This window comes from Novosphingopyxis iocasae, assembly GCF_014334095.1.
Taxonomy (GTDB): domain Bacteria; phylum Pseudomonadota; class Alphaproteobacteria; order Sphingomonadales; family Sphingomonadaceae; genus Novosphingopyxis; species Novosphingopyxis iocasae.
In genome coordinates, this window is record NZ_CP060495.1 from 216,250 (window position 1) to 242,518 (window position 26,269).

At 63.3% G+C, this 26,269-nt stretch carries 24 protein-coding genes; 17 read left to right on the plus strand and 7 right to left on the minus strand.

Annotation, left to right across the window (positions count from 1 at the left end; genetic code table 11):
- The first annotated feature begins 40 nt into the window (after positions 1–40).
- The 9 genes from rbfA to ligA all read left to right on the plus strand — a co-directional run bounded on the left by rbfA (position 41) and on the right by ligA (position 10,317).
- Entirely contained in the window at positions 41–454 is a 414-nt protein-coding gene (gene rbfA, locus H7X45_RS01075) for a 30S ribosome-binding factor RbfA (protein ID WP_187335740.1), read from the plus strand.
- Positions 455–498: 44 nt separating this feature from the next.
- Positions 499–1,107 carry a thymidine kinase gene (locus H7X45_RS01080; protein WP_187335741.1) on the plus strand — a complete coding sequence of 203 codons (609 nt, stop codon included), beginning with the start codon at positions 499–501 and terminating at the stop codon, positions 1,105–1,107.
- A 9-nt stretch (positions 1,108–1,116) separates the two neighbouring features.
- Complete coding sequence (locus H7X45_RS01085; protein WP_187335742.1) at positions 1,117–1,506, plus strand: hypothetical protein; 390 nt, start codon at positions 1,117–1,119, stop codon at positions 1,504–1,506.
- Between the two features lie 31 nt (positions 1,507–1,537).
- Positions 1,538–2,503, plus strand: a complete 966-nt coding sequence (gene truB / locus H7X45_RS01090) for a tRNA pseudouridine(55) synthase TruB (RefSeq protein WP_187335743.1) — start codon at positions 1,538–1,540, stop codon at positions 2,501–2,503.
- 22 nt (positions 2,504–2,525) lie between these two features.
- Positions 2,526–2,795, plus strand: a complete 270-nt coding sequence (gene rpsO, locus H7X45_RS01095) for a 30S ribosomal protein S15 (RefSeq protein WP_187335744.1) — start codon at positions 2,526–2,528, stop codon at positions 2,793–2,795.
- 192 nt (positions 2,796–2,987) lie between these two features.
- A complete protein-coding gene (gene pnp / locus H7X45_RS01100; RefSeq protein ID WP_187335745.1) occupies positions 2,988–5,285 on the plus strand; it encodes a polyribonucleotide nucleotidyltransferase in 2,298 nt (765 codons plus the stop codon).
- Positions 5,286–5,456: 171 nt separating this feature from the next.
- Positions 5,457–6,248, plus strand: coding sequence for an outer membrane protein assembly factor BamD (locus tag H7X45_RS01105; protein ID WP_187335746.1), 792 nt, complete (start codon positions 5,457–5,459; stop codon positions 6,246–6,248).
- 83 nt (positions 6,249–6,331) lie between these two features.
- The gene (gene recN, locus H7X45_RS01110) at positions 6,332–7,993 is read left to right on the plus strand and encodes a DNA repair protein RecN (protein ID WP_187335747.1); all 1,662 of its coding nucleotides are present in this window, start codon (positions 6,332–6,334) and stop codon (positions 7,991–7,993) included.
- Between the two features lie 200 nt (positions 7,994–8,193).
- Entirely contained in the window at positions 8,194–10,317 is a 2,124-nt protein-coding gene (gene ligA / locus H7X45_RS01115; protein WP_187335748.1) for an NAD-dependent DNA ligase LigA, read from the plus strand.
- Positions 10,318–10,440: 123 nt separating this feature from the next.
- Here ligA and H7X45_RS01120 read toward each other — a convergent pair whose 3' ends face one another.
- Positions 10,441–11,148 carry a TIGR02117 family protein gene (locus H7X45_RS01120; protein ID WP_246449534.1) on the minus strand — a complete coding sequence of 236 codons (708 nt, stop codon included), beginning with the start codon at positions 11,146–11,148 and terminating at the stop codon, positions 10,441–10,443.
- 14 nt (positions 11,149–11,162) lie between these two features.
- Between H7X45_RS01120 and phhA the strand changes: the two genes are divergently transcribed.
- Positions 11,163–12,050, plus strand: a complete 888-nt coding sequence (phhA, locus tag H7X45_RS01125) for a phenylalanine 4-monooxygenase (protein ID WP_187335749.1) — start codon at positions 11,163–11,165, stop codon at positions 12,048–12,050.
- A 1-nt stretch (position 12,051) separates the two neighbouring features.
- Here the strand turns inward: phhA and H7X45_RS01130 are convergent, their stop codons facing one another.
- The 3 genes from H7X45_RS01130 to H7X45_RS01140 all read right to left on the minus strand — a co-directional run bounded on the left by H7X45_RS01130 (position 12,052) and on the right by H7X45_RS01140 (position 15,175).
- Positions 12,052–13,017, minus strand: a complete 966-nt coding sequence (locus H7X45_RS01130; RefSeq protein WP_187335750.1) for a 50S ribosomal protein L11 methyltransferase — start codon at positions 13,015–13,017, stop codon at positions 12,052–12,054.
- Between the two features lie 7 nt (positions 13,018–13,024).
- The gene (locus tag H7X45_RS01135) at positions 13,025–13,741 is read right to left on the minus strand and encodes an SDR family NAD(P)-dependent oxidoreductase (protein ID WP_187335751.1); all 717 of its coding nucleotides are present in this window, start codon (positions 13,739–13,741) and stop codon (positions 13,025–13,027) included.
- A gap of 75 nt (positions 13,742–13,816) precedes the next feature.
- The gene (locus H7X45_RS01140) at positions 13,817–15,175 is read right to left on the minus strand and encodes a methyl-accepting chemotaxis protein (RefSeq protein WP_246449536.1); all 1,359 of its coding nucleotides are present in this window, start codon (positions 15,173–15,175) and stop codon (positions 13,817–13,819) included.
- 175 nt (positions 15,176–15,350) lie between these two features.
- Here H7X45_RS01140 and sdhC point away from each other — a divergent pair, with 175 nt between their 5' ends.
- Genes sdhC through sdhA form a run of 3 tightly spaced genes read left to right on the plus strand, consistent with a single transcriptional unit; the run spans position 15,351 to position 18,013 of the window.
- Positions 15,351–15,785 carry a succinate dehydrogenase, cytochrome b556 subunit gene (gene sdhC, locus H7X45_RS01145; RefSeq protein WP_187335752.1) on the plus strand — a complete coding sequence of 145 codons (435 nt, stop codon included), beginning with the start codon at positions 15,351–15,353 and terminating at the stop codon, positions 15,783–15,785.
- A gap of 3 nt (positions 15,786–15,788) precedes the next feature.
- Positions 15,789–16,178, plus strand: coding sequence for a succinate dehydrogenase, hydrophobic membrane anchor protein (sdhD, locus tag H7X45_RS01150; protein ID WP_187335753.1), 390 nt, complete (start codon positions 15,789–15,791; stop codon positions 16,176–16,178).
- The gene (sdhA, locus tag H7X45_RS01155) at positions 16,178–18,013 is read left to right on the plus strand and encodes a succinate dehydrogenase flavoprotein subunit (RefSeq protein WP_187335754.1); all 1,836 of its coding nucleotides are present in this window, start codon (positions 16,178–16,180) and stop codon (positions 18,011–18,013) included. The genes sdhD and sdhA overlap by 1 nt, the downstream gene beginning before the upstream one ends.
- A gap of 65 nt (positions 18,014–18,078) precedes the next feature.
- Here the strand turns inward: sdhA and H7X45_RS01160 are convergent, their stop codons facing one another.
- Positions 18,079–19,080 (minus strand): LLM class flavin-dependent oxidoreductase, encoded by a 1,002-nt coding sequence (locus H7X45_RS01160; protein WP_187335755.1) that lies wholly within the window; start codon positions 19,078–19,080, stop codon positions 18,079–18,081.
- A 77-nt stretch (positions 19,081–19,157) separates the two neighbouring features.
- On the opposite strand from H7X45_RS01160, the gene H7X45_RS01165 reads away from it, so the two are divergent.
- On the plus strand, positions 19,158–19,721 hold the full coding sequence (locus H7X45_RS01165; protein WP_187335756.1) for an ATP-dependent Clp protease proteolytic subunit: 564 nt from the start codon (positions 19,158–19,160) through the stop codon (positions 19,719–19,721).
- Between the two features lie 3 nt (positions 19,722–19,724).
- On the opposite strand, the gene H7X45_RS01170 is transcribed toward H7X45_RS01165, so the two are convergent.
- Both H7X45_RS01170 and ypfJ read right to left on the minus strand, forming a co-directional pair.
- A complete protein-coding gene (locus tag H7X45_RS01170) occupies positions 19,725–20,873 on the minus strand; it encodes an alpha-hydroxy acid oxidase (protein ID WP_187335757.1) in 1,149 nt (382 codons plus the stop codon).
- 44 nt (positions 20,874–20,917) lie between these two features.
- A complete protein-coding gene (gene ypfJ / locus H7X45_RS01175) occupies positions 20,918–21,802 on the minus strand; it encodes a KPN_02809 family neutral zinc metallopeptidase (protein ID WP_187335758.1) in 885 nt (294 codons plus the stop codon).
- Between the two features lie 111 nt (positions 21,803–21,913).
- Here ypfJ and H7X45_RS01180 point away from each other — a divergent pair, with 111 nt between their 5' ends.
- The 3 genes from H7X45_RS01180 (at position 21,914) to katG (ending at position 26,237) form a co-directional block, all read left to right on the plus strand.
- Entirely contained in the window at positions 21,914–23,077 is a 1,164-nt protein-coding gene (locus H7X45_RS01180; protein WP_187335759.1) for a patatin-like phospholipase family protein, read from the plus strand.
- 68 nt (positions 23,078–23,145) lie between these two features.
- Entirely contained in the window at positions 23,146–23,931 is a 786-nt protein-coding gene (locus H7X45_RS01185; RefSeq protein ID WP_187335760.1) for a 3-hydroxybutyrate dehydrogenase, read from the plus strand.
- A 113-nt stretch (positions 23,932–24,044) separates the two neighbouring features.
- The gene (katG, locus tag H7X45_RS01190; protein WP_187335761.1) at positions 24,045–26,237 is read left to right on the plus strand and encodes a catalase/peroxidase HPI; all 2,193 of its coding nucleotides are present in this window, start codon (positions 24,045–24,047) and stop codon (positions 26,235–26,237) included.
- The last annotated feature ends 32 nt before the right edge of the window (positions 26,238–26,269 follow it).

The window sequence follows — 26,269 nt, forward strand, 5'->3', positions numbered from 1 at the left end:
TTTGGCGGGTTCGATCCCCGCCCATGGGCTCCAATCAACGATGGCCAAATATAACGACACCAGTCCCGAAGGTCGCTCGATCCGCACGTTGCGGGTCGGCGAGCAGGTGCGTCACATTCTGAGCGAGCTGTTGCAGCGCGGCGATGTGCACGATCCCCGGCTGGACGGTCTCACCATCTCGATTACCGAGGTGCGCATGTCGCCCGATTTGCGCCACGCCACCGTGTTCTTCAAACCGCTGCTCGGCCAGCATGAGGAAGACGTGCACAAGGCGCTGCGCGAACATGCGGGCTATCTCAAGGGCGAAGTCGCCAAGCGCGTGCGCATGAAATATGCTGCGGACCTGAAATTCCTGCCGGACGAAAGCTTCGACGAGGGCGATCATATCGACTCGCTGCTGCGCGATCCCAAGGTAGCGCAAGATCTGGACGAGGACGAACCTTCCGAAGATTGAAGGTCCCTTCGCGGACGGCGCGAATTGCGATAGGCCAGCGTCCTATGGCCAAGCTTTATTTCTACTACGCCTCCATGAACGCGGGCAAATCCACCACGTTGCTGCAGACTGCGTTCAATTATCAGGAGCGCGGCATGGCGGTGATGCTGTGGACGGCGGCGATCGACGACCGGCCGGGCTTCGGCGCAATCAGCAGCCGGATCGGGCTTTCCAGCGATGCGCATCGCTTCCATGCGGGCACCGATCTGTACGATGCGGTGATGCGTCAGCACGGAGAGGAGCGGATTGCCTGCCTCCTGATCGACGAGGCACAGTTCCTGACGGGAGATCAGGTGTTTCAATGCGCGCGGCTGGCGGACGAGGAGAATATTCCCGTGCTCTGTTACGGCCTGCGCACCGATTTCCAGGCGCAGCTGTTTCCCGGCGCGGCCGCGCTGCTCGGCATTGCCGATGCGCTTATTGAGCTCAAAGCCGTGTGCGAATGCGGGCGCAAGGCGACGATGAACCTGCGCGTGGATGCCGCCGGCAAGGCGGTTCGCGAGGGCGCGCAGACCGAAATCGGCGGTGAGGAGCGCTATGTCGCGCTGTGCCGTCGTCATTTCATGGAGCGGCTGCGGGAGGTCGTCAGCGCCGGTTCAGCGGTGGTGGGCTAGAGGCCTTTCATGTTCATCCGTTCGATCCCGCTCATCCTTTGCGCCGCGCTGGCTTTTGCGGCGCCGCTTGCCGCTCAGTCGCTTCCGGGCGTTTCCGACGAGGAGACGGTTATCGACGCCGGAGCGCGCGGCCTCTCGCAAGTGCTGTTCGGCAAGGGCGACATCATGTTCGTGCGAAACAACAATCGCTGGTTTCGCGTGGCGCTCAACGATGGGTGCACCAAGGGTAATTTCAGTCGGCAGGACCCGGTCTCGTTCGACTCGCTGCCGAACAACCGCATCGACAAACTGACGGTCGTACGCTTTCCGCGCACGAGCCGCAGTTGCAGCATCGAAAGCATCCGCGCGAGCGAGGCACCGCCGATGATCGACAGCAAGTCGCGCGTGCCGATCGATTGATCCTCCGCGCCCCCTCGCCTAGGCGGGCGATGTGAATGGCTGGCTGATCCTCGATAAACCCCTGGGACTGGGTTCTACGCAAGGCGTGAGCGCGGTGAAACGCGCGCTGAGGGCAGGGGGCTACGCCAAGTGCAAGGTGGGCCACGGAGGCACGCTTGATCCGCTGGCGACCGGCGTGCTGCCGATCGCGCTGGGCGAGGCGACAAAGCTGGCCGGACGCATGCTCGATGCGAGCAAGGTCTACGCCTTCACCATCGGCTTCGGCACCGAAACCGAAACGCTGGATGCGGAAGGGGAGGTGAGCGCAACCAGCGAGGTGCGCCCCGCTTTTGCCGACATCGAGGCGGTGCTGCCGCGGTTCACCGGGCCGATCGAACAGATCCCGCCGAAATATTCCGCGCTAAAGATCGATGGTAAGCGAGCCTATGATCTGGCCCGTGCCGGTGTCGAGGTGGAGATGAAGACGCGGCGCGTGACCATCGAATCTTTGACCGTAAGTCCTGAGCCTGCCGAAGGACGTCTTTCGGACGAGAACTGGGCTTCGACAAACTCAGCACGCACGGGAATGAGCGGTGACGAGGGCGCGCCACTCGATTCCATCACGCTCATCGCTCACGTTTCCAAGGGCACCTATATCCGCTCGCTCGCCCGCGATATCGCGCGCGCCCTTGATACGGTGGGCCACGTCACCATGTTAAGGAGGTTGCGCGCAGGTCCCTTCGCGCTGGATTCCGCGATTTCGCTGGACAGGGTGGCCGAACTCGGCCAAGGGGCCGCGCTTGAGGAAGCACTCTTGCCGATCGAGGCGGGGCTGGACGACATCCCGGCTCTCACCCTCACCCCCGGAGAGGCAGAGGCGGTCCGCCAGGGCCGTTCTCTATCCGGGATCGCCGCAGACGACGGTTTGACATGGGCGCGGGCGCCGGATGGCATTCCCGTTGCGCTGGTACAGATCGAAGGCGGAGAGCTCCGCATCGTCCGCGGTTTCAATCTATGATGTTCGAAGGAAGAAAATACACATGTCGATCTCTGCAGAACGCAAGCAGGAAGTCATCAAGGACAATGCCCGCGAAAAGGGCGACACCGGTTCCCCCGAAGTGCAGATCGCGATCCTGACGGAGCGCATCAACAATCTGACCGATCACTTCAAGAGCAACCACAAGGACAACCATTCGCGTCGCGGCCTTCTGGCCATGGTCAACAAGCGTCGCAGCCTGCTGGACTATCTCCGCAAGAAGGACGACCAGCGCTACGCCGATCTGATCAAGAAGCTCGGTCTGCGTAAGTAAGACGACAAGACGGCTCCGCGATGCGGGGCCGTTTTCGTTTAATCCCGAACGAATGGGATGAACGGGGCTCTCCGCAATGAGGCGGATGGCCAAATAGGGGCGTATCAAGGCCCCGATCCGATCCGTACCGGACCCGTGCGGAACAAGAGGCCCCTTCGCGCAATAGGGCGGAAGGGTTCATAAGGAAAATTTATGTTCGATACGAAAAAAGTAGAGCTGGAATGGGGCGGAAAGACCCTCACTCTGGAAACCGGCCGCATCGCCCGTCAGGCAGACGGCGCCGTGCTGGCAACTTACGGCGATACCGTGGTGCTGTGCGCCGTGACCGCCGCCAAGTCGGTGCGCGAAGGACAGGACTTCTTCCCGCTCACCGTCCACTATCAGGAAAAGTTCTCGGCCGCCGGTCGCATCCCGGGCGGCTTCTTCAAGCGCGAAGGCCGCGCCACGGAAAAGGAGACGCTGACCAGCCGTCTCATCGACCGTCCGGTGCGCCCGCTGTTCCCCGAAGGTTTCTACAACGAAATCAACGTGATCTGTCAGGTCCTGTCTTATGATGGCGAGACCGAGCCCGATATCCTGGCGATGATCGCTTCCTCGGCTGCGCTGACCATTTCCGGCGTGCCTTTCATGGGCCCGATCGGCGGCGCGCGCGTCGGCTATCAGGACGGCGAATATCAGCTGAACCCCAGCATCGCTTCCACCAAGGAAGAAGGCGAGCTGGACCTCGTCGTCGCCGCCACCGGCGATGCCGTGATGATGGTGGAATCCGAAGCCAAGGAGCTTTCGGAAGACATCATGCTTGGTGCCGTCATGTTCGCGCATGAGAACATCAAGCCGGTCATCAACGCGATCATCGATCTGGCCGAGAAGGCCGCGAAGGAGCCCTGGGAGCTGAAGAGCACCGATGGCAATGACGCGATCAAGGAAGAGCTGCGCGGCATCGTCGGCGATGACATCGCCGCTGCCTACAAGCTGACCGACAAGTCGGAGCGCTCCGCCGCCCTCAATACGGCGCGCGACAAGGCGAAGGCGCATTATGCGGAGGCCGATGGCCAGACGCAGATGACCGCCGGCAAGATGGTCAAGAAGCTGGAAGCCGAGATCGTTCGCGGCGCCATCCTGAAGGACGGCAGCCGTATCGACGGCCGCAAGACCACCGAGATCCGTCCGATCGAGGCGATGGTGCACTTCCTGCCCCGCGCGCATGGTTCGGCGCTGTTCACCCGCGGTGAAACGCAGGCGATCTGCACCACCACGCTGGGCACCAAGGATGCCGAGCAGATGATCGACGGTCTGGAAGGGCTCAGCTACGAGCGCTTCATGCTGCACTATAACTTCCCGCCCTATTCGGTCGGCGAAGTCGGCCGCTTCGGCTTCACCAGCCGCCGCGAGACCGGCCACGGCAAGCTCGCCTGGCGCGCGCTGCACCCGGTGCTGCCGAGCATGGACGAGTTCCCCTATACGATCCGCGTCCTCTCGGACATCACCGAGTCCAACGGTTCGTCCTCGATGGCGACCGTGTGCGGCGGCTCGCTGGCCATGATGGACGCGGGCGTGCCGCTGAAGCGCCCCGTTTCCGGCATCGCCATGGGCCTCATCCTGGAAGGCGAGGACTTCACCGTCCTGTCCGACATTCTGGGTGACGAGGACCATCTGGGCGACATGGACTTCAAGGTGGCCGGTACGGAAGAGGGCATCACCTCGCTCCAGATGGACATCAAGGTCGCCGGGATCACCGAGGAGATTATGAAGACCGCCCTCGCGCAGGCGAAGGACGGCCGTGCCCACATCCTCGGCAAGATGAACGAAGCGCTTGGCGGCACCCGTCAGGAACTGTCCGATTACGCTCCGCGGATCGAGACGATGCAGATCGACAAGACCAAGATCCGCGACGTCATCGGTACCGGCGGCAAGGTGATCCGCGAGATCGTTGCCGAGACGGGCGCGAAGGTCGACATCGACGATGACGGCGTGATCAAGATCTCGTCTTCCGACATCAGCCAGATCGAAGCCGCGAAGAAGTGGATCGAAGGCATCGTAGAGGAAGCCGAAGTCGGCAAGATCTACACCGGCAAAGTCGTCAACCTCGTTGATTTCGGTGCGTTCGTGAACTTCATGGGCGGCAAGGACGGTCTTGTCCACGTCTCCGAGATCAAGAACGAGCGCGTGGAAAAGGTCTCCGACGAGCTGTCCGAAGGCCAGGAAGTCAAGGTCAAGGTGCTCGAGATCGATCAGCGCGGCAAGGTTCGCCTGTCGATGCGCGTCGTCGATCAGGAAACCGGCGAAGAGCTGGAAGATACCCGTCCGGCGCGCGAACCGCGCGGCGATCGCGGTGATCGCAAGCCGCGCGGAGACCGTGACGGCGGCGGACGCGGCGAAGGTGGTCGCGGCCGGGGCCGGGGACGCGGTCGCGGTGGACGCGACGGCGGCAAGGACGATGGTGACAAGGGTGATGCCGCTGGCCTGCCCGACTTCATCACCAACGACTGATCGTCGTCCGATCATGAAGTAACGAAGGGGTGCCGGAGCGATCCGGCGCCCTTTTCTTTTGGCCGCAAGCGAGCGCGTGGCGCTTCATCCGCGCTATACCCTTAATCCGCGATACAGGCGCGCGCGCTTACGGCTTGGCGCGGGAAGCTCGGCAGGCTAGGGAACAGCGCCATGACACGCATCATTCTTCGTACCGGCGCGATCGCGCTTTCGACCGTTCTTCTGGCTGGTTGCTCTACGTTGGGCATCGGCGGGAACAAGACGGGCGCGGACACCGCTTATGTCGCGCGCGATGTGGGCACGCTTTACAACGCCGCGAAGGACCGGCTCGACAAGCGCCAGTACAAGGTTGCCGCCGCCCTGTTCGATGAGGTGGAGCGCCAGCATCCCTATTCGCCCTGGGCCCGCCGCGCGCAGCTGATGAGCGCGTTCAGCTATTATATGGATGCCGACTATCCCAAAGCGATCGAGAGCGCGCAGCGCTTCCTTGCTATCCATCCGGGCAACAAGGACGCGGCCTATGCTTATTATCTGATCGGCGTCAGCCACTATGAGCAGATTGCCGATGTCCGCCGCGACCAGAGCACGACCGAGCAGGCGCTCGCCGCGTTGGGCGAAGTGCAACGCCGCTATCCGAACACGCGCTACGCCGCCGATGCCGCGCTGAAGATCGACCTCGTGAACGACCACCTGGCCGGCAAGGAAATGGAGATCGGCCGCTTCTACGAGCGCCGCAACCAGTGGCTTGCCGCCACGCTGCGCTTCCGTGAGGTCGTCGATAATTATCAGACCACCACGCACGCGCCCGAGGCGCTGTACCGCCTGGTCGAATCCTATCTGTCGCTCGGTATTCCGGAAGAGGCCAAGAAGGCCGCCGCCGTGCTCGGCGCGAACTATCCGGGCAGCAAATGGTATAGCCGGGCTTATGATCTAATGCAGGACAAGGCGCCCAATTACGTCTGATCGGAACGGGAATGCGGACGGATCGCACAGCATTCGTTCGCCTTCTATTCCCCTTCCGCCGCTAAGCCGTTAGAGGCGGGCTTATGCTCACCGGGCTTTCCATCCGCGACGTCGTGCTGATCGAGGCACTCGACCTGGAGTTCGCAGGCGGCCTTAGTGTGCTCACCGGAGAGACCGGTGCAGGCAAATCCATCCTGCTCGATTCGCTGGGCCTCGCGCTCGGTGCCCGTGCCGACAGCGGCTTGGTGCGTCAGGGGGCCGAACGCGCCAAGGTCACTGCCAGCTTCGCCGCCCCGGAAACCGGATCGCCGCTCGCCCTGCTGCTGGCAGAGAACGAGATCGAGCATGAGCCGGGCGAACCGCTGGTCATCCGCCGCACAGTCAAAGCCGACGGCGGCAGCCGTGCGCATCTCGCCGATCAGCCCGTCAGCGCCGCGCTCCTGCGCGAGGTCGGGCGTTATCTCGTCGAAATCCACGGCCAGCATGACGATCGCGGCCTCTTGAACCCCAAGGGACATCGCGAACTGCTGGACGCTTTCGGGCGCTGCGATGGCGGCGCGGTTGCCGCGGCCTGGCGGGATTGGCGTGTTGCACGCGACCGGCTGGAGCAGGCGCGCGCCGAACGCGACGAGGCCGAGCGGGACCGTGAGTGGCTCGACCATGCCGTGGGGGAGCTGGAAGCGCTCGCGCCCGAAGCGGGCGAGGAACAATCCCTCGCCGAAGAACGCGCCTCGATGCAGGCGGGCGAGCGGATTGCCGAGGATCTGGACGCGATCCGTGCCGTGTTCGAGGGATCGGACGGCGGCATGGCCCAGCTGCGCGGCGCCGCGCGGCGGCTCGACCGGGTCGCGGAGGGCCACGCGCTGCTCGGCGAAGCGCTGGAATCGCTCGACCGTGCCCTGGCCGAGGCTACCGAGGCGGAAGACAAGTTGAACGATGCGGCCGAGGCGCTGGCGTTCGATCCTGCGCGGCTGGACGCGGTGGAGACGCGGCTGTTCGATCTGCGCGCCATCGCCCGCAAGCATCAGGTGGAGCCGGATGCGCTGCCCGCGCTGCTGGAACAACTGGCCGCCCGGTTAGACGCGCTGGAAGGCGGCGCGGACAGCATCGCGAAGCTGGAGGCGGCGGAGGCGGCCGCGGCGGCTACCTATTCGGAAGCTGCCGACGCGCTGAGCGCCCAGCGCCGCGAGGCGGGCGAGCGGCTCGATGCCGCGGTGGCGGGCGAGCTTGCGCCGCTGAAGCTTGATGCCGCGCGTTTCCGAACTTCGGTCGAGGAACTGCCGGAAGAGCAATGGGGCGGGCGCGGCAAGGACCGCATCGAATTTCTCATCAGCACCAATCCCGGCGCGCCCTTCGCGCCGCTCGCCAAGATCGCTTCCGGCGGCGAGCTGTCGCGCTTCATCCTGGCTTTGAAGGTGGCGCTCGCCGAAGAGGGCGGGGCGGAGACGATCATTTTCGACGAAATCGACCGCGGCGTTGGCGGCGCGGTGGCCTCCGCGATCGGCGAACGCCTGAGCCGCCTGTCCGCCAGCCGCCAGCTCCTCGCCGTCACCCACAGCCCGCAGGTCGCGGCCACCGGCACGCACCATTTCTTCATCGCCAAATCGTCCGACGGCACCGTGACGCGTACGGGCGTGCACCAGCTGGACAGTGCTGAACGCCGCCAGGAAATCGCCCGCATGCTCTCCGGCACCGAAGTGACGGACGAGGCGAGGGCGCAGGCGGATCGATTGCTGGAAGTCTAGTCCGACAGCGGCAATTTTCCTGTCCTATCGGCAAGTGTATCGGCTAATCTTGGCGGCATGACCTTCGCTATTTTTTCGCGCGCCCCTACCCAGCATTCGCTATCGCTTGCGGAAGCCAAAGGGCCCCCCCCGTATGCGGACCCTTGCGACCTTTCAGCAAGATTGTTGCGCGATGGCGCCAAGTCGAATGGGGCGGAGGCATGAGCAATCTGCCCGAATCGGAAGCCGAGGCCGCCAATGAGCTGATGCGGCTGGCGAAGGAGATCGCGAAGCATAACCGGCTCTATCATGCCGAGGATGCGCCGGAGATTTCGGACGCGGACTATGACGCACTGGTGAAGCGCAACAACGCGATCGAGGCGGCGTTTCCGAATCTGGTGCGCCCGGATAGCCCGAACGCACAGGTTGGTGCCGCGGTGGCGGGATCTCCGCTCAGCAAAGTGCGGCACGAGGTTCGGCTCTATTCGCTCGACAATGGATTTTCCGATGAAGACATTGCCGATTTCGTGGCCCGCGTGCGTCGGTTTCTCAGCCTATCGGAAGACGAGCCGCTCTGCCTGACGGCGGAGGACAAGATCGACGGGCTGTCGCTCTCGATCCGTTATGAAGACCGCAAGCTCGTCCGCGCCGCCACGCGGGGGGACGGGCAGGTGGGCGAGGATGTGACGCCCAATGCGCTGACGATTGCGGACATTCCGCAGGCGCTCCCAGACGATGCGCCCGAATTGTTCGAGGTGCGCGGCGAAGTTTACATGTCCAAGGCCGCCTTTGCCGACCTCAACGCCGCGCAGGAAGCGGCGGGCGAGAAGATCTTCGCCAACCCGCGCAACGCCGCCGCCGGATCGCTGCGGCAGAAGGATGCGCGGGTTACCGAGGCGCGGCCGCTGCGCTTTCTGGCCCATGGCTGGGGCGATCACAGCGCGGTGTCCGGCGATACGCAGACCGATGTGATGCGTGCGATCGAAGGCTGGGGCTTCCCGCTCTCCGATCATCTCAAACGCTTCGACGATGTCTCGGAGCTTCTCGAACATTATCGCAGCATCGAAGCGCAACGCGCTGATATGCCTTATGATATCGACGGCGTGGTCTACAAGGTAGACCGGCTGGACTGGCAGCAACGTCTGGGCTTCGTCGCCAAAGCGCCACGCTGGGCCATCGCGCACAAATTTCCCGCCGAGAAGGCGGAAACGACGCTGGAGGCGATCGACATCCAGGTCGGGCGCACCGGCAAGCTGACACCGGTCGGGCGGTTGATGCCGGTGACGGTGGGCGGCGTGGTCGTCTCCAATGTCACCTTGCACAATCGCGACGAGATCGAGCGGCTGGGCGTGCGCCCCGGCGACCGCGTGCGCATCCAGCGCGCCGGTGACGTGATCCCGCAGGTTGTCGAGAACCTGACGCGTAATGAAGATCGTCCGGCCTTTCACTTTCCCGAGACCTGCCCGGAATGTGGGTCCGAGGCGGTGGCCGAAGAGGGCGAGGTCGATGTGCGCTGCACCGGCGGGCTGATCTGCCCGGCCCAGCGTTACCAGCGCCTCATCCACTTCGTCTCGCGCGGCGCGCTCGACATCGATGGGCTGGGCGAAAAGAGTATCGCCGAGTTTCTGGACGCTGGGCTGATCCACAGCCCCGCGGACATCTTCCGCCTGCGCAAACATCGCGACGACATATTGGCGCGGGAGGGGTGGCAGGAGAAATCGGTCGACAATCTGCTCGCCGCGATCGAGGCGAAGCGGAAGCCCGATGCTGCGCGGCTGCTATTCGGTCTCGGCATCCGCCATGTCGGCTCGGTCACCGCGCGCGACCTGCTGAAAGGTCTCGGGAAGCTCGAAAGACTGCCGGGTAAGGCGCTGGAAATATATGACTATCGTGAGGCCAACCCCCAGATGGAGGCCGAGAGCGACGGCAAGTTCAAGTCGCGCATGGATGAAAAGGTGAAGAGCATTTTGGAGGTGCAGACAGACGGAATCGGGGTCGCCGTCGGCTTCGCGCTCGCCGACTTCTTCCATGAGAAGCACAATCGCGAGGCGTGGGATGATCTGATGGGGGAAGTCGATCCCGAACCCTTCGTCGTCGAGACGCGCGAAAGCGAGGTTGCGGGCAAGACGGTGGTGTTCACCGGCAAGCTGGAGACGATGAGCCGCGACGAAGCCAAAGCGCAGGCCGAGCGGCTCGGCGCGAAGGCGGCAGGCTCGGTCAGCGCCAAGACCGATCTGCTGGTGGCCGGGCCGGGCGCGGGATCGAAGATGAAGAAGGCGCAGGAGCTGGGCATCGAGGTGATCGACGAGGCGGGTTGGGCGGCGATCGTCGAGCGGGCGGGGTGAAGGTTCTGTAAAGTTCGACTGTTCGTTCGGCCTGAGCTAGTCGAAGGGCAGCTCTTCCTCCGTTGAAGATGGTAAAAAACAACACGGTGCTTCGGCAAGCTCAGCACGAACGGAGGGCGAGCTTCAGTCTTTCGGCGGAAACCAGCGCATGACGCCGCCCGCGATCGGCGTCCAGATGCCCACCCGAACGCCCGCCTCTCGCAGCATGCGGCCGGTCCAGCTGTTGCAGCTATTGAGCGCGCTGTAGCGCCCATGCGCGGCGTAGAAGGCGTCGGCGGGGCCATAACCGAAACTGGGGACCGCGCGGCCGTCCGGACCGGTTTCGAACTGCGCGCGGACCGCGGCGGCGAGACGAAAATATTGCTCGTCGGTTAGCGTCACGCGGCGGCGATAAGGCTGCGGACCCGGCCGATATAGGAAATCGACATGCATCAGCGTCTCGTCCGATCCCGTGGCTGCGTTCCAGGCGATGGCGGGGGTCAAGTCCGCCCAGGTCTCCGTCTCCCGGTAGAAGCGCGCCTCGCCCCAGGCGATCAGGACATGGTTGCTGTAATAGCGCGGATCGCGAATGTCGGAGGGGCGCAGCAGATCGCGCCAGTCGGCGATGTCGTTTGCCATCGGCATGACGATGCCGGTGTGGACGCCGTTCGTCTCCACCCAGATGGTGATGCCGTTTTCGGGCTCCCGCCAGCCTGGATTGGCGGCGACGAGCGATCCGGCCAGCGCGGCAGCGAAATAGAGACCGATCGCGAGCAGCAGCCAGCCGATCAGCGCCCTGATCACACGCCCGGGAGCCGAACGCGTGCCTGTTTCGTTTTTCGGGCTCATCATGCTAGGATCGCCGCATGAACGCAGAAAGTCACGTCTTCGAAACGCCGCCCGAGGGCGCCGCGCCCGATTGGACCATTCCGCAGGGCTGGGATGCCTATACGGCGGAAGAGCATGCCACCTGGGACAAGCTGTTCGCTCGCCAGCGCGAAATGCTGCCGGGGCGCGCCTCGGCCGAGTTCCTGAAAGGGCTCGACGTGCTGCAACTTTCGAAGCCGGGCATTCCCGATTTCGACGAGCTCAACGAGCGGCTGATGAACGCCACGGGCTGGAAAGTGGTGGCGGTGCCGGGCTTGGTCCCGGACGATGTGTTCTTCGATCATCTCGCCAATCGCCGCTTCGTTTCGGGTAATTTCATTCGCCGGCCGGATCAGCTCGATTATCTGCAAGAGCCGGATATCTTTCATGACGTGTTCGGGCATGTCCCGATGCTCGCCGATCCCACCTTTGCGGATTATATGGCGGCCTATGGTCGGGGCGGGAAGCGCGCGCTGGAACTGGGCGCGCTGGAGAAGCTGGCGCGGCTCTATTGGTACACGGTGGAGTTCGGGCTGGTGCGCGAAGATGACGGCCTTCGCATTTACGGTGCCGGCATCGTCTCCAGCTATGGCGAGAGCGAGTTCGCGCTGGACAGCGACAGTCCCAATCGCATCGGTTTCGATTTGGAGCGGGTGATGCGGACCAAATATCGCATCGACGATTATCAGCAGAATTATTTCGTGATCGATAGCTTCGAGAGCTTGCTGCAAACCACCGTCGAGACCGATTTCGCGCCGGTGTACGAACGGTTGGCCGACAAACCGACGATCGAGGTGGCCGAGTTGGTGGAGGGCGACGACGTGCTCACCGACGGCACGCAGTCCTACGCGATGGCGAAGGAGCTGGAAGCCGCGCGCGACGCCTGATCTACCACTCGCCGGTGCCGGTTGGTGCCTCCCGCGCGCCGCGGGCCTTGCGGCGGAAACCGTGGCGACGGCGTTTTTTCAGAACGAGCGTGGGCCAGTTTTCACGCTCGCGTCGTTCCGCCAGCCTGTAGCCCTGACGGCGATAGGCGGCGGCCACGCGCTCCGCCTGATCGCTCATCAGTCCGGCGAGGACCAGCGTGCCGCCTTCCGCCTGGATCGCGGCGAGATCGGGGGCGAGCGCGATCAGCGGCCCGGCGAGAATGTTGGCAATCACAAGGTCGTAAGGCGCACGCCGCCGGATCAGCGGATGATCGGCGCCCGGCGCGGTAAGCAGCGTCATGTCGCCGGTAGCGCGGCCGGTGGCAATGCCGTTAAGTTCAGCGAATTCGGCAGCAAGTTCGACCGCGACCGGATCGATATCGCTCGCCACGATCCGCGCGCGCGGCCAGAGATGCGCGGCGGCGAAAGCGAGCAGGCCCGTGCCGGTTCCGATATCGGCGACACGCGAAAAACGTGAGCCGGAGCTGCGCAGATCGTCGAGTGCGGACAGGCAGCCGAAGGTGGTCGGGTGATGCCCGGTGCCAAAGGCACGGCTGGCGTCGATACGAAGGTCGATCAGCGAAGGATCGTCCGGCGGCGCCTCACCGCTCAAGCGCACATAGAAGCGCCCCACGGTGAACGGGTCGAGGCCGGACTGGCTGGCGGTGACCCAGTCTTCATCGCCCAGCTGTTCGATCTCGGCCTCGGCATCTGCTGCGCTAGGGATCAGCGCGCGGATCGCATCGGCGGCGTGCGCGCTCGGCTCTTCCTCGAAATAGGCCTCCACGATCCACTCGCTGCTGTCTTCCGCGCGCTCGCGCGTCACCAGCACCGGTGAGGGATCGACATCGAGGAACGCCGCGACATCGCCCTCGAGCGCTTCCGCTTCGGCGCGGGTGCAGGGCAGGGATAGCTTGTAACTGGCCATGATCGGATCAGCGAACGAAGCTTGCGCCGTTCGCGTCGATGACCGCGCCGGTCATGGACGGGGGCGCGTCGACAGCGCAGAATTTCACGATGTCGGCAATTTCTGAGGTTTCGGCGACGCGGCCGAGCGGAATGTCTTTCAAAAGCTCCGGCCCGCCGCGACTGGCGAGATAGTCCTCGGCCATGCCGGTCATGGTGAAACCGGGGCAGACGGAAAAGGCCAGAATTCCATCGGTACCATAGCCCCGCGCGATCGACTTGGTCATCGCCACCATTCCGGCCTTGGACGCGGCATAATGCCAGTGGGCGGGGCTGTCGCCGCGATAGGCCGCGCGGCTGGCGACATTGACGATGCGCCCGCCACGCCCGGTTTCCTGCCAATGGCGAACGGCATAGCGGCACAGCTCCGCAGACGCGGTGAGGTTGATCCGCATGGTCTGCTCCCATCCGTCGAGCCATTCAATGTCAGAACGATCGATCGGATTGGCTTCAAAGATACCGGCGTTGTTAACGAGGACGTCGATGCGCCCGTCCAGCCTCTCCAGCGCAGCGTTCCAAAGAGCCTCGGCGGCGCCGGGCAGGGAAAGGTCTGCGCCGATCAGGTTGCCGCGCGCGCTGCTGGCGTGACCGACGATGCGCGTGCCTGCGATATCGAGTATTTCGAAGATCGCTTTGCCGATGCCGCGGCTCGCGCCGGTGAGAAGGATATGTGACTGCTTTTCCATGTCCGCCACTTAGGCGGGCCGGACGAGAAGGAAAAGGGCGCGGCGGATTTAGGCCGCAGCGTTGTCCCGCGCGGTTCAGCCCTGTGCGAACCGCATCACGAAATCGTCGGCGGCCCCATCGAGCTGCGAAAGGTGGCGATCCATTTCGGAGAACGCCTGGCTCACCCGGTCGATTTCATCCGTCACATTTTCGCTGTCCCGGCGGATCGAAGCGATGGTGCTGGACATCGAATCGGCGGCCAGCGCGGTCTCGTCGACGGCGCTGGTGATCATAGTCACCGTCTGCGCCTGCATTTCCATGGCCTGACGGATGCGCTCTGCCGAGGATTTTACCTCGCCGACCGTTGAGCGGATCGAACCGTTCATTTCGACGGTGCGCGAGGTGGCGGTCTGGATAGCGCTGATTTTCTTGTCGATCTCATCGGTGGCCTTGGCAGTCTGGTTGGCCAGGCTCTTCACCTCTTGCGCCACTACCGCGAAACCGCGTCCAGCCTCGCCAGCACGCGCTGCCTCGATGGTGGCGTTGAGCGCAAGGAGATTGGTCTGCCCGGCAATATCGCGGATCAGGCCAAGGATCGATTCGATCGATTGTGTATGTGCCGAAAGCTCGGCACTGACATTGACCGCATCTTCGGATTGCTGGGCAGCGCGCGAGGTAATCTCCACGGATTGTTCCACCTCTTCGCGCGCCTCTTCGATCGCCCGGATCAGGCCGGCGGCGGTCTGTGCCGCTTCGCGCATCGCGACGGCAGACTGTTCGGACGCGGCAGCTACCTCGGACGATTTACCGAGCATGGAATGGGCCGAGTTCTTCGCTTGGGAAGCGGTGCCGATCACATTCTTGCTGTGATCACCTGCCTGCCGCACGGTCGATTCGACCTGTTCCCGGAACAGGGACAGCATTCGGGCCTGTTCGTTGCTTTGTTCGATCGTCAGCGCGGCGTGGCCGAAGCTCGCAACGACTTCGAATTCCATACTGCTTAATAGGTAAAGCGTATAGGCCGCGCGGGAGAACCGATCGATGTCTCCCCCACAGCCATTTTTTACGATGTCGAGCACGCAGCGGTGGGCTGCCGTCATTCCGGCGGAAATTCTTGCCGGATCGATGGAACTACTGACAGCCTGGACTACGTATTGCCGCAGAAAGCCAATCCAAACGGGTTCGAATGGACCGCTATATTTTGACGTGATGTGGCCAACGATATGGGAGATCAGCTCGTCCTTCCGCTCCTCTGAAAGCCCGGCTGCTACCGGATTGTCGAGCCGAAATTCTTCCCAGAACGCTGCGGCGGCGGCGCGTTCGTGCCCTTGAATCAGGCTCCAGATATCCTTCGCGTCCTCAGCAAGCCGGGCGTCCGATCCCAGCCTCACCAATCTGGAAACCAAAGAATTCTGCAGCTCGTCGAGATGAACATTACCGGTGTTATTCAACAATTTTCAATCCTTCGGAGCAGCCGGCCGATCGCTCGGCATTCGCGTGATGCTGCCATATCTCTATATTGGTAAACATGCCGCTAACGGTGCCAAAACCGCGCGCGCCAGGTTGCATCGGCCTGCGGTTCGGCTAGAAGGCGGGCCAAATTACAGCTTGTCTCTTGAAGGAGCCTTTATGGCCGGGGCCAATCGTCCGCTCTCTCCGCATCTACAGATTTGGAAATGGGGACCGCACATGGCGGCCTCGATCGCGCATCGCGCGACGGGGACCATCCTCGCGCTCGTCGGCATTCCCACCCTGGTATGGTGGCTGCTGGCTGCCTCGTCCGGTCCGGAAGCCTATCAGACCTTCAGCACCTGGGTGATCGACGCGGGCGATGCCGGCGGCCTGGCCGCGGTCACCACATTCCTGTTCAAGCTGGCGGCGATCCTGGTTGCCTGGGCGTTCTTTCAGCACATGCTTTCGGGCCTGCGCCATCTGGTGATGGATCTGGGCGCGGGATATGAGCTGAAGGCGAACCGCACCGCCGCGATCCTGACATTTGTAGGATCGATCCTTCTGACATTGTTGCTCATCGTATTCGTTGCGATGCGCGGGCTGGGGAGCTGAACCATGGGAAATGGTACCGAACTTGGCCGGGTCCGCGGACTCGGCTCCGCCAAAGAAGGCGCGCATCACTGGATCGGCCAGCGCCTTACCGCGCTTGCCAACCTGCTTCTTCTGCTCTGGTTTGTGGGATCGCTGCTGGCGCTTCCTTCGCTAGGCTATCAGACGGTGGCGACCTGGCTATCCTCCCCGCTGGTCGCAGTGCCGATGATCCTTCTGGTCGTCAGCACCTGCTGGCACCTGCGCCTAGGCCTGCAGGTCTTCATCGAGGATTATGCGCATGAGCCGAGCGCCAAGCTGCCGCTCCTCATCATCCTCAACTTCTACGCGATCGCTGCTGCCGCGCTCGGCACCTTCGCCGTCCTGAAACTAGCCTTTACCGGAGCCGCCGCATAATGGCCGACGACCAGACGACCACCCAGCCTGCCTATCAGATCATCGACCACAGCTATGACGCGGTGGTGGTCGGCGCCGGCGGATCGGGCCTGCGCGCCACCATGGGCAGCGCCGAAGCGGGGCTTCGTACCGCCTGCATCACCAAGGTTTTTCCCACCCGCTCGCACACCGTGGCGGCGCAGGGGGGCATTGCCGCCAGCCTCGGCAATATGGGGCCGGACCACTGGACCTGGCACATGTACGATACCGTGAAGGGGTCGGACTGGCTGGGCGATCAGGACGCGATCGAATATCTGTGCCGCGAGGCGCCGGCCGCAGTGTACGAGCTGGAACATGCCGGCGTGCCGTTCAGCCGCACCGACGAGGGCAAGATCTATCAGCGCCCCTTCGGCGGCCACATGCAGAATATGGGCGCAGGCCCGCCCGTGCAGCGCACCTGCGCCGCGGCGGACCGTACCGGCCACGCCATGCTTCATGCGCTCTACCAGCAGAGCCTGAAATATGATGCGGACTTCTTCATCGAATATTTCGCGATCGACCTGATCATGGAAAATGGTGAGTGCCGCGGCGTCATCGCGCTGTGCCTCGAGGATGGATCGATCCACCGCTTCCGCAGCCATGCCGTGGTGTTGGCGACGGGCGGTTGCGGCCGTGTGTTCCAGAGCGCGACGAGCGCGCACACCTGCACCGGCGATGGCGGCGGCATGGTTATGCGCGCCGGCCTGCCGCTGCAGGACATGGAATTCGTTCAGTTCCACCCCACCGGGATTTACGGCGCGGGGGTGCTCATTACCGAAGGCGCGCGCGGCGAGGGTGGATATCTCACCAATTCCGAGGGCGAGCGCTTCATGGAGCGTTACGCGCCGAGCGCGAAGGACTTGGCCAGCCGCGACGTCGTGTCGCGCTCCATGGCGATGGAAATTCGCGAAGGCCGCGGCGTCGGCAAGGAAGCGGACCACATCTTCCTGCATCTCGATCATATCGATCCCGCCATTCTGGCCGAGCGTCTTCCTGGCATCACCGAGACTGGCAAGATCTTCGCCGGGGTGGACCTGACCAAGAAGCCGCTGCCGGTGGTACCGACCGTGCACTATAATATGGGCGGTATCCCCACCAATTATCACGGCGAGGTGCTGAACCCGACGGCCGACAACCCCGATCAGGTCGTGAAGGGCCTGTATGCGGCAGGCGAGGCGGGCTGCGTGTCGGTCCATGGTGCCAACCGTCTCGGCTCCAACAGCCTGATCGATCTCGTGGTGTTCGGCCGCGCGATCGGCAAGCGTCTTGCCGCGACGATCGAGCTGGGTTCTTCGCACAAGCCGCTGCCCAAGGGTTCGGAAGAGTTCGCGCTGGAGCGTCTGGACCATTTCCGCCACGCCAAGGGCGGTTCGCCCACCGCCGACGTTCGCCGCGACATGCAGAAGACCATGCAAACGCACTGCGCCGTGTTCCGCGATACCGAGCTTCTGAACGAGGGGCTCGGCCAGATGGCCAAGGTCAACGCGCGGATGCAGGACATCCACGTGTCGGATCGCTCGCTCATCTGGAACACCGACCTCGTTGAGACGATGGAGCTCGACAATCTGATGGCGCAGGCGATGGTGACCATCAAGAGCGCCGCGAACCGCAAGGAAAGCCGCGGCGCGCATAGCCATGAGGACTATCCGGATCGCAACGATGCGGAATGGATGAAGCACACCGTCAGCTGGTATGACGGCTGGGGCGGCAAGCCCAACGGCGCTAACGAAGGCGTCCGCCTCGATTACCGACCGGTCCACGAATACACGCTGACCGACGAGATCGATTATATCGAACCGAAGAAGCGGGTATATTGAAACAACAAGCTGCCGGGCCCGATGGTCCGGCAGTTTTTATTTGCAATAGGTCGGTCCGCCGTCGTTCAGGCGGCGACACTCTCTTGATCGGCCAAGGCGCTGGCAGCGATCGACAGGCTCTTCTTGCGCGCTTCATGATCGAAGATCGAGCTGGTGAGGATCAGTTCGTCCGCCTGCGTGCGATCGATGAACTTCGCCATCTTGTCGCCTACCTGTTCGCCGGTGCCGGTTGCGGTGGCGGCGAGTACGCCGTCGAGCATCTGGCGATACTGCGGGGGCAGGCTGTCGCGATAGCCCGCGACTGGCGGCTTCAGGCGGCCTGGATTGCCGCTGCGTAGCGCCACGAAGCTTTGCTGCATGGAGCTTGCCAGCAGCTCCGCCTCATCCTCACTGTCGGCGGCGAAGACGTTGAAGCCGCACATGGCATAGGGCTTGTCGAGCACGGCGGAAGGCTCGAACCGGTGGCGATAGATTTCGAGTGCTTCGTCCAGCGCGGCCGGCGCGAAGTGACTGGCAAAGGCATAAGGCAGGCCCAGCGCGGCGGCGAGCTGCGCGCCGAACAGGCTGGAGCCGAGAATGTAGATCTGCACATCGGCACCTGCGCCCGGCGTGGCGCGAATGCCCGTCTGGCCGTCATCGGCGAAATAGCTTTGAAGCTCCAGCACATCGCGGGGGAAGGCGTTGGGATCGCTGTCCAGTGTGCGGCGCAGCGCGGCGGCAACCCGTCCGTCCGATCCCGGCGCGCGGCCCAGGCCCAGGTCGATCCGGCCCGGATAAAGGGCATCGAGGGTTCCGAACTGCTCGGCAATTATCATCGGCGCGTGGTTGGGCAGCATGATGCCGCCCGCGCCCACGCGGATGGTGTTGGTAGCGGCGGCGACATGGCCCAGGACGATGCTGGTCGCGGCGCTCGCGATACCTTCCATGCCGTGATGTTCGGCCACCCAGTAGCGGGTGAAGCCAAGCCTTTCGGCATGGGCTGCAAGGTCGGCCGCATTGGCCAGCGACTGCGAAACGCTGCCGCCCTCGGTGACGGGGACGAGATCGAGTAGGGAGAGTTTTGTCATGCCCCTGATGTGAGAAGCGCAGCGATTGATTGCAACGCCATCCGGAACCGGCTTGCGCGCGCCCCGTTGCGCCCGCCATGACCGATACCCAGCAATATCCGCTTCTCGCCAATCCCCATGTCCGGCTGACGGGGGCTGTCGATCAGAACATGTACAATCAGTTCCGCAACGCGCTGGAAAATGCGCCTGTCGATGGCAGCATCGTGATCGCGCTGACCACGCTGGGCGGCGATCCGGAAGTGGCGCGCACCATGGGCGATGATATTCGCATGCTGCGCGAATATGACGGGCGCGAACTCCTTTTCCTCGGTCGACAGGCGGTCTATTCCGCGGGGGCCACGTTCATGAGCTATTTCCCGCGCGAACATCGTTTCCTGACGCGCCAAACGCGCCTGATGGTTCACGAGCGGCAGATGAACGCTAGCGTCAATCTGAACGGACCTCTCCGCATGTGTATCGCGCAGCTGAAGGCCAAGCTGCACGAGATCGAACATTCGATCGAGATCGAGGAAGAGGGCTTTCGCGCACTCGCCGAGCAGTCCGACGTCAGTTTCGAGGATATCCGCGAAAAGGCGCCGGAAAACTGGTATATCGAAGCACAGGAAGCCAAACGGCTGGGGCTGGTGCTCGACATTGTCTGATCGTCAGCGTCGGCGCAGCTGATCGCGGCCCAGCTCGTCGATTCCGCTCACGCCCATCAGGCGCATGTCGCGTTCGATTTCGTCGCGCAGCTTGCCGAGGATGCGCTCGACGCCCGGCTGGCCGGCGGCGGCCAGCGCGTAGAGATAGAGCCGTCCGCCCGAGCAGGCATTGGCGCCTGCTGCGATGGCTTTCAGCACATGGGTGCCGCGCCGCACGCCGCCATCGCAGATGATCTCGATCTGCCCGCCCACCGCATCGGCAATTTCGGCGATCTGATCAAATGGTGAACGGCTGCCGTCGAGCTGCCGCCCGCCATGGTTGGACACCATGATCGCATCCGCGCCCATCGCCACGGCCCGCTTGGCATCGGCGACCGACATGATGCCTTTCAGGCAGAAGGTGCCGCCCCATTCGTCGCGGATTTTCTCCGCGGCGCGCCAGTCCATCGTCCGGTCCAGCATGGTGTTGAAATAGTCGGCGACTGAGACGGCGACATTGCTGCCCGCGTCCACATGCGTATCGAGATTGGGCAGATGGAATTTCTCGCGGAAGAGATAGTTCATCGTCCAGCCGGGATGCGCGGCGAAGCTGACCGCGCTGCGCGGCGTCAGCTTGGGCGGGGAGGTGAAGCCGGTGCGCAGGCAGCGCTCCCGATTGCCGGCGACGATGGTGTCCACGGTCAGCGCCAGCGCATCGAACTTCGCCGCCTTGCAGCGCTCGATCATGGATCGGTTCAGCCCCTCGTCCTTGTGAACATAGAGCTGAAACAGTTTCGGCGTGGAAACGAGGGCGCCGATTTCCTCGATGCTCACCGTGGCGAGCGAGCTGATCCCGAACCAGGTGCCGAACTTTTCCGCGGCGCGGGCGACGGCGCGCTCGCCTTCCCAATGGAACAGGCGCTGCAAGGCAGCGGGCGAGAGGAACAGCGGCATCTCGATGCGCCGGCCCATCAAAGTGATCCCCATGTCGATCGCTTCGCTGCCCGCGAGGACATTGGGGACAAGGTCCACATCGTCGAAGGCGGCGGTGTTGCGCGCCTTGGTGCCCTCATCGTCCGCCGCGCCGTCGATATAATGGAAGACGGGATAGGGCAGGCGGCGTTTGGCGAGCCGCCGGAAGTCCGCGACATTATGGCAATCGGATAGCTTCATGATGTTGCCTCGCTATCCGATCGCGCCGGGCGACGACAATGCCGTCAAAGCGTCCGCGCGGCAAAGGTATCGCACTCTTGCGGATCGCCGGACTGGAGGCCGCGCTGCAACCAGCGCATGCGTTGTTCGCTGGTGCCGTGCGTGAACATGCTCTCCACCGGACGGCGGCCCGCTTCCTTCATCAACGTGTCGTCTCCAATGGCGTGCGCGGCGGTCATGCCTTCCTCGATATCGCCCGGCTCCAGCCGGTCGCGGTTCTGGCCCGCCCATACGCCGGCATAGCAATCGGCCTGCAGCTCCATGCGCACCTGCAGCGCATTGCCTTCCTCCTGGCTCGCCCGAGCCTGACGCTGGCGCACCTCGTCGGCAACGCCGGTCAGCTTCTGAATGTGATGGCCCATTTCATGCGCAATGACATAGCGACGCGCGAAGTCTCCGCCTGCACCCATTTGCTGGTCGAGCTGACGAAAGAAATCCGTGTCGAGATAGATACCTTGATCGGTGGGGCAATAGAACGGTCCCATGGCGGACTGCGCGGCGCCGCAACCGGACTGGCCGCGCTGCGAGTAGAAGACCAGCGTCGGTTGGCGGAAGCCGGGCAGAACCTGTTCCCATGTGTTGTCGAGCGACGACAATGTATTGCAGGCCTCTTTGCTGACGGCATCGATATTGCAGGAGCTTTCCAGAGAAGTGCCGCCCCGCTGCGCGCTGCCTGCCGAGCCGCCACCACCGCCGCCCAATTGCAGCCCGCCGCTCGAAAAGATGAAGAAGCCGACAATGGCGATCAGCACGATCGTACCGCAGCCCAGTTTGCGACCCATAAGCAGCGGTAGAAGGCCGAGCAGGCCGCCCAAGCCACCGCCGCCCCCGAAACTCTGTCCGCGCTGGTCACTGACCTGAATGTCGTTGTCGTAATCATCGAGACGCATGACAGAAATCCTTGGGCAGAGGGCCGGATGAAGAAGGCTAGCAGATTGTTTCGCGGTGGGAACCATCACACGCCGCCACCGGTTCCTCTATCAAAGGTTTGAAGGTTGGACATGGCGGATATCGAAGCGCACACGGAACGCAGCAAACGCAGCGCCGGGCCGGCGATGCCGCTGCCCGACCAGACGGTATTGCTGCTTCAAGGCGGCGGCGCCTTAGGCAGTTTTCAGGCCGGTGTGTTTCAGGGGTTGAGCGAGCTTTCCATTCCGCTCACCTGCGTTGCGGGCATCTCCATCGGGGCCGTCAACGCCGCGTTGATCGCGGGCAACCCGCCGGAAAAGCGCCTCGAAGCGCTCACTACATTCTGGAACATGGTGTCCGGCGGGATGCCGAATTTCGTGCTGCCCGAAGACAATCGGGTGCGCGAAGGCGCGCACATCGCCGCAGCCGCGACTGTGGCCAGCTTCGGTGTACCGGGCTTCTTCCGCCCGCACTGGGTGCCGCCGGGCTGGTCCCCGGCGGGCAGCGAAGCTTCCATCAGCTATTATGACAGCGCCCCGCTTGCCGAAACGCTCGACAAGCTTGTCGACTGGGATCTGTTGAACGACGGGCCGATGCGCGTCGCTGTGGGCGCGGTGGATATCGAAACCGGCAATTTCCAGTATTTCGATACGCGGAGCGATGATGATCCGGTCCGCATCGATGCGCGGCACATCATGGCGTCCGGCGCGCTGCCGCCGGGCCTGCCGCCGGTGGAGATCGACGGGCGGCATTATTGGGACGGCGGCCTCGTCTCCAACACACCGCTCGGGTACATTCTGGACACGCAGGGCAATGAAGATACGCTGATCTTCCAGGTCGATCTGTTCCCGGCCCGCGGCCAGTTGCCGCGCCGCATGACCGATGTCTGGGCGCGCGAAAAGGATATCCGCTTTTCCAGCCGGACCCGCGCGGTGACCGACCAGTATCTGCGCCTGCGCCAGGACCATGAAGCGATGCGCAAGCTGCTAGACCGACTGCCCGAGGATATGCAGGACGAGCCGGAGGTGAAGGCGCTGCGCGAACGCGTGGCCGAGAGCGCGGTCAATGTCGTTCAGCTCGTCTATCGGACGCGTGCCTGGGAAACCGGCGCAAAGGATTTCGAATTTTCGCGCAGCACCATGCTCGATCACTGGCACCAGGGCCATGACGCCCTGTGCCGATCGATCGATAAGGGGGACATCCTGGCGCACAATATCGCGGACGGCAAAACCGACGCGTTCGATCTGGTGGATTGAGCGGATGCGGGCGTTCTTTCCGCATGTCCCGCAATTTGAGTCATAAAAGAAGAAAGGAAATCTCTCCCATGTTCCTCAAAGGCAAAACCGCTCTCGTCACCGGTTCTACCAGTGGTATCGGCCTCGCTTATGCCAAGGCGCTGGCTGCGGAAGGCGCGAATATCGTCATCAACGGCTTCGGCGATGCCGATGAGATCGAGGCGGAGCGCAAGGCGCTGGAAACGCTGAACGGTGCGAAGGCGATCTATTCCGACGCGGATCTAACCAAGCCGGAGAAGATCGAGGAGATGATGAAGCAGGCGGCCGACGAATTCGGCGGCATCGATATCCTCATCAACAATGCCGGTACGCAGCATGTCGATCCGGTCGAGGAGTTTCCGGTCGAAAAATGGGATCTGATCATCGCGCTCAATCTCAGCGCGGCGTTTCACACCACGCGCCTCGCCGTGCCTTATATGAAGGAGAAGGGCTGGGGCCGTATCATCGCCACCGCGAGTGCGCACAGCAAGGCGGCCTCTCCGTTCAAGACGGCCTATGTCACCGCCAAGCACGGCATTGCCGGTTTCACCAAGACGATCGCGCTGGAATTGGCCCAGCACGGCGTGACGGCAAACGCGATCAGCCCCGGCTATGTCTGGACGCCGCTGGTCGAGAACCAGATTCCCGATACGATGAAGGCGCGCAACATGAGCCGCGAGGACGTGATCGAAAAGGTGCTGCTCGAAGGCCAGCCGACCAAGGAGTTCGTCACCCCCGAACAGGTCGCCGCGATCGCGCTGTTCCTGTGCCGGGACGAAGCCGCGCAGGTGACCGGCGCCAACTGGTCCGTCGACGGCGGCTGGACGGCGGAGTAATCGATATCAATCGATCCGATCACTCTGTCTGACAAAGCCATATCGTTTCATTCGATCAATGGCGCGACCTATAAAGGATCATAACTGAGCGAAAAGCAGAGAGGAATATTCCCATGGATATGAAGACAGGCGAGATGAGCGGCGGCGGATGCCCCTTTCACGGTGATGGCGGTGTTCGCGGGTTGCTGGGACGGCAGAACCGCGATTGGTGGCCGGACGCGCTGCAGCTGGAAATCCTGCATCAGGGCGGCAAGTCGCCCGATCCGATGGGTGAAGACTTCGATTATGTCGAAGCTTTCAAGCAGCTCGATTATGATGCGCTGAAGAAGGACCTTCATGCACTGATGACCGACAGCCAGCCCTGGTGGCCGGCGGATTACGGCCATTATGGTCCGTTCTTCATCCGCATGGCTTGGCACGCTGCGGGCACTTATCGCACCGCGGACGGCCGCGGCGGCTCCAATAGCGGTCAGCAGCGCTTTGCGCCGCTCAACAGCTGGCCGGACAACGCCAATCTGGACAAGGCGCGGCGCCTGCTGTGGCCGATCAAGCAGAAGTATGGCAAGCATATCAGCTGGGCCGATCTGCTGATCCTGACCGGCAATGTCGCGATCGAATCCATGGGCGGCCCGGTGTTCGGCTTCGGCGGCGGCCGCAAGGACGTGTTCGAGCCCGAGACGGACGTCTATTGGGGCACCGAAGAAGAGTGGGTGAACACGGGCGCCGAAACGCGCATCCAGCCCGACAAGGAAATGGCGCTGGAAGACCCGCTCGCGGCGATCCAGATGGGCCTCATCTACGTCAATCCCGAAGGCCCGGGCGGTGAGCCCGATCCGATGGGCTCTGCCCGCGATATCCGCGAAACCTTTGCGCGCATGGCGATGAACGATGAGGAAACCGTCGCGCTGACCGCCGGCGGTCATACGTTCGGCAAGTGTCATGGCGCGGGCGATGCCAGCCTGGTCGGCGCGGAGCCGGAGGGTGCGGACGTCGCCTTCCAGGGCCTCGGCTGGACCAGCGGGTTCGAGAGCGGCATGGGCGAGCACACCATTACCTCCGGCCTCGAAGGTGCATGGACGCCGACGCCGATCCAGTGGGACATGGGCTATTTCGACAATCTGCTCGATCACGAATATGAACTGGTGAAGAGCCCCGCAGGTGCGCAGCAGTGGCAGCCCAAGGGCAATCCGGAAGAAACGCAGGCCCCCGATGCCCATCGCGAGGGCAAGAAGGTGCCGACGATGATGACCACCGCCGACATGGCGATGAAGGTCGATCCGGAATATCGCAAGATCATGGAGAAATTTCGGGCCGATCCGGACTATTTCGCAGATGCCTTTGCCCGCGCATGGTTCAAGCTGACCCACCGCGATATGGGGCCGAAGGTCCGCTATCATGGGCCGGAAGTGCCGTCGGAAGATCTGATCTGGCAGGATCCGATTCCCGCCAGCAGCACGCCCGCGGACGGCGATGTCTCGGACTTCAAGTCGAAGATCCTGGACAGTGGCCTTTCGGTATCCGAACTCGTTCGCGCCGCTTGGGCGTCCGCGTCCACCTATCGCAAGTCGGACCATCGCGGCGGTGCCAATGGTGCCCGCGTCCGGCTGGCTCCGCAGAAGGACTGGGCGGTCAACGATCCGAGCGAGCTTTCGAACACGCTCGCCAAGATCGACGAGCTGCGCGGCAGCCTTTCCATGGCCGATGCCATCGTGCTGGCGGGCACCGCGGCGGTCGAGAAGGCGGCGAAGGATGCCGGTTTCGACGTCAGCGTGCCGTTCCACGGCGGCCGCGGCGATGCGACCGACGAGCAGACCGATGCCGAAAGCTTCGAGCCGCTCGAGCCCAAGGCGGACGGTTTCCGCAACTATCTGTCGACCAAGATGAGCGTGAAGACCGAAGAGTTGATGCTCGATCGGGCCCAGCTGCTCGGTCTGTCGGCGCCGGAAATGACGGTGCTGATCGGCGGCCTGCGCGTGCTGGGTGCGAACCAGGGCGGCAGCAAGCACGGCGTGTTCACGGACCGTGTGGGCCAGCTGACCAACGACTTCTTCGTCAACCTGCTCGACATGAAGACTGCCTGGAAGGTGGTCGACGAGAGCGGCGATGAGGAGTTCATCGGCTCCGACCGCGAGACGGACGAGGAAAAGTGGCGCGCCACGCGCACCGATCTGATCTTCGGTTCGAACTCGCAGCTGCGCGCGATCGCGGAAGTCTATGCCGAAAACGGCAACGAACAGAAGTTCGTGAATGACTTCATCAAGGCCTGGACCAAGGTGATGAACGCGGATCGGTTCGATCTGAACTGATCGCCGGAGATTTCCCTCAGACTGGCCCGCTC

What these genes read in the sequence shown, in the direction of transcription:
- phhA (WP_187335749.1), top strand. Translation starts at nt 11,163, where the DNA reads ATGAACGCAGAAAGTCACGTCTTCGAAACGCCGCCCGAGGGCGCCGCG.
- H7X45_RS01135 (WP_187335751.1), bottom strand. Translation starts at nt 13,741, where the DNA reads ATGGAAAAGCAGTCACATATCCTTCTCACCGGCGCGAGCCGCGGCATC.
- H7X45_RS01085 (WP_187335742.1), top strand. Translation starts at nt 1,117, where the DNA reads ATGTTCATCCGTTCGATCCCGCTCATCCTTTGCGCCGCGCTGGCTTTT.
- H7X45_RS01105 (WP_187335746.1), top strand. Translation starts at nt 5,457, where the DNA reads ATGACACGCATCATTCTTCGTACCGGCGCGATCGCGCTTTCGACCGTT.
- H7X45_RS01130 (WP_187335750.1), bottom strand. Translation starts at nt 13,017, where the DNA reads ATGGCCAGTTACAAGCTATCCCTGCCCTGCACCCGCGCCGAAGCGGAA.
- sdhD (WP_187335753.1), top strand. Translation starts at nt 15,789, where the DNA reads ATGGGAAATGGTACCGAACTTGGCCGGGTCCGCGGACTCGGCTCCGCC.
- H7X45_RS01160 (WP_187335755.1), bottom strand. Translation starts at nt 19,080, where the DNA reads ATGACAAAACTCTCCCTACTCGATCTCGTCCCCGTCACCGAGGGCGGC.
- recN (WP_187335747.1), top strand. Translation starts at nt 6,332, where the DNA reads ATGCTCACCGGGCTTTCCATCCGCGACGTCGTGCTGATCGAGGCACTC.
- pnp (WP_187335745.1), top strand. Translation starts at nt 2,988, where the DNA reads ATGTTCGATACGAAAAAAGTAGAGCTGGAATGGGGCGGAAAGACCCTC.
- katG (WP_187335761.1), top strand. Translation starts at nt 24,045, where the DNA reads ATGGATATGAAGACAGGCGAGATGAGCGGCGGCGGATGCCCCTTTCAC.
- ypfJ (WP_187335758.1), bottom strand. Translation starts at nt 21,802, where the DNA reads ATGCGTCTCGATGATTACGACAACGACATTCAGGTCAGTGACCAGCGC.
- sdhA (WP_187335754.1), top strand. Translation starts at nt 16,178, where the DNA reads ATGGCCGACGACCAGACGACCACCCAGCCTGCCTATCAGATCATCGAC.
- rpsO (WP_187335744.1), top strand. Translation starts at nt 2,526, where the DNA reads ATGTCGATCTCTGCAGAACGCAAGCAGGAAGTCATCAAGGACAATGCC.
- ligA (WP_187335748.1), top strand. Translation starts at nt 8,194, where the DNA reads ATGAGCAATCTGCCCGAATCGGAAGCCGAGGCCGCCAATGAGCTGATG.
- H7X45_RS01165 (WP_187335756.1), top strand. Translation starts at nt 19,158, where the DNA reads ATGACCGATACCCAGCAATATCCGCTTCTCGCCAATCCCCATGTCCGG.
- H7X45_RS01080 (WP_187335741.1), top strand. Translation starts at nt 499, where the DNA reads ATGGCCAAGCTTTATTTCTACTACGCCTCCATGAACGCGGGCAAATCC.
- H7X45_RS01170 (WP_187335757.1), bottom strand. Translation starts at nt 20,873, where the DNA reads ATGAAGCTATCCGATTGCCATAATGTCGCGGACTTCCGGCGGCTCGCC.
- H7X45_RS01120 (WP_246449534.1), bottom strand. Translation starts at nt 11,148, where the DNA reads ATGATGAGCCCGAAAAACGAAACAGGCACGCGTTCGGCTCCCGGGCGT.
- H7X45_RS01180 (WP_187335759.1), top strand. Translation starts at nt 21,914, where the DNA reads ATGGCGGATATCGAAGCGCACACGGAACGCAGCAAACGCAGCGCCGGG.
- rbfA (WP_187335740.1), top strand. Translation starts at nt 41, where the DNA reads ATGGCCAAATATAACGACACCAGTCCCGAAGGTCGCTCGATCCGCACG.
- sdhC (WP_187335752.1), top strand. Translation starts at nt 15,351, where the DNA reads ATGGCCGGGGCCAATCGTCCGCTCTCTCCGCATCTACAGATTTGGAAA.
- H7X45_RS01185 (WP_187335760.1), top strand. Translation starts at nt 23,146, where the DNA reads ATGTTCCTCAAAGGCAAAACCGCTCTCGTCACCGGTTCTACCAGTGGT.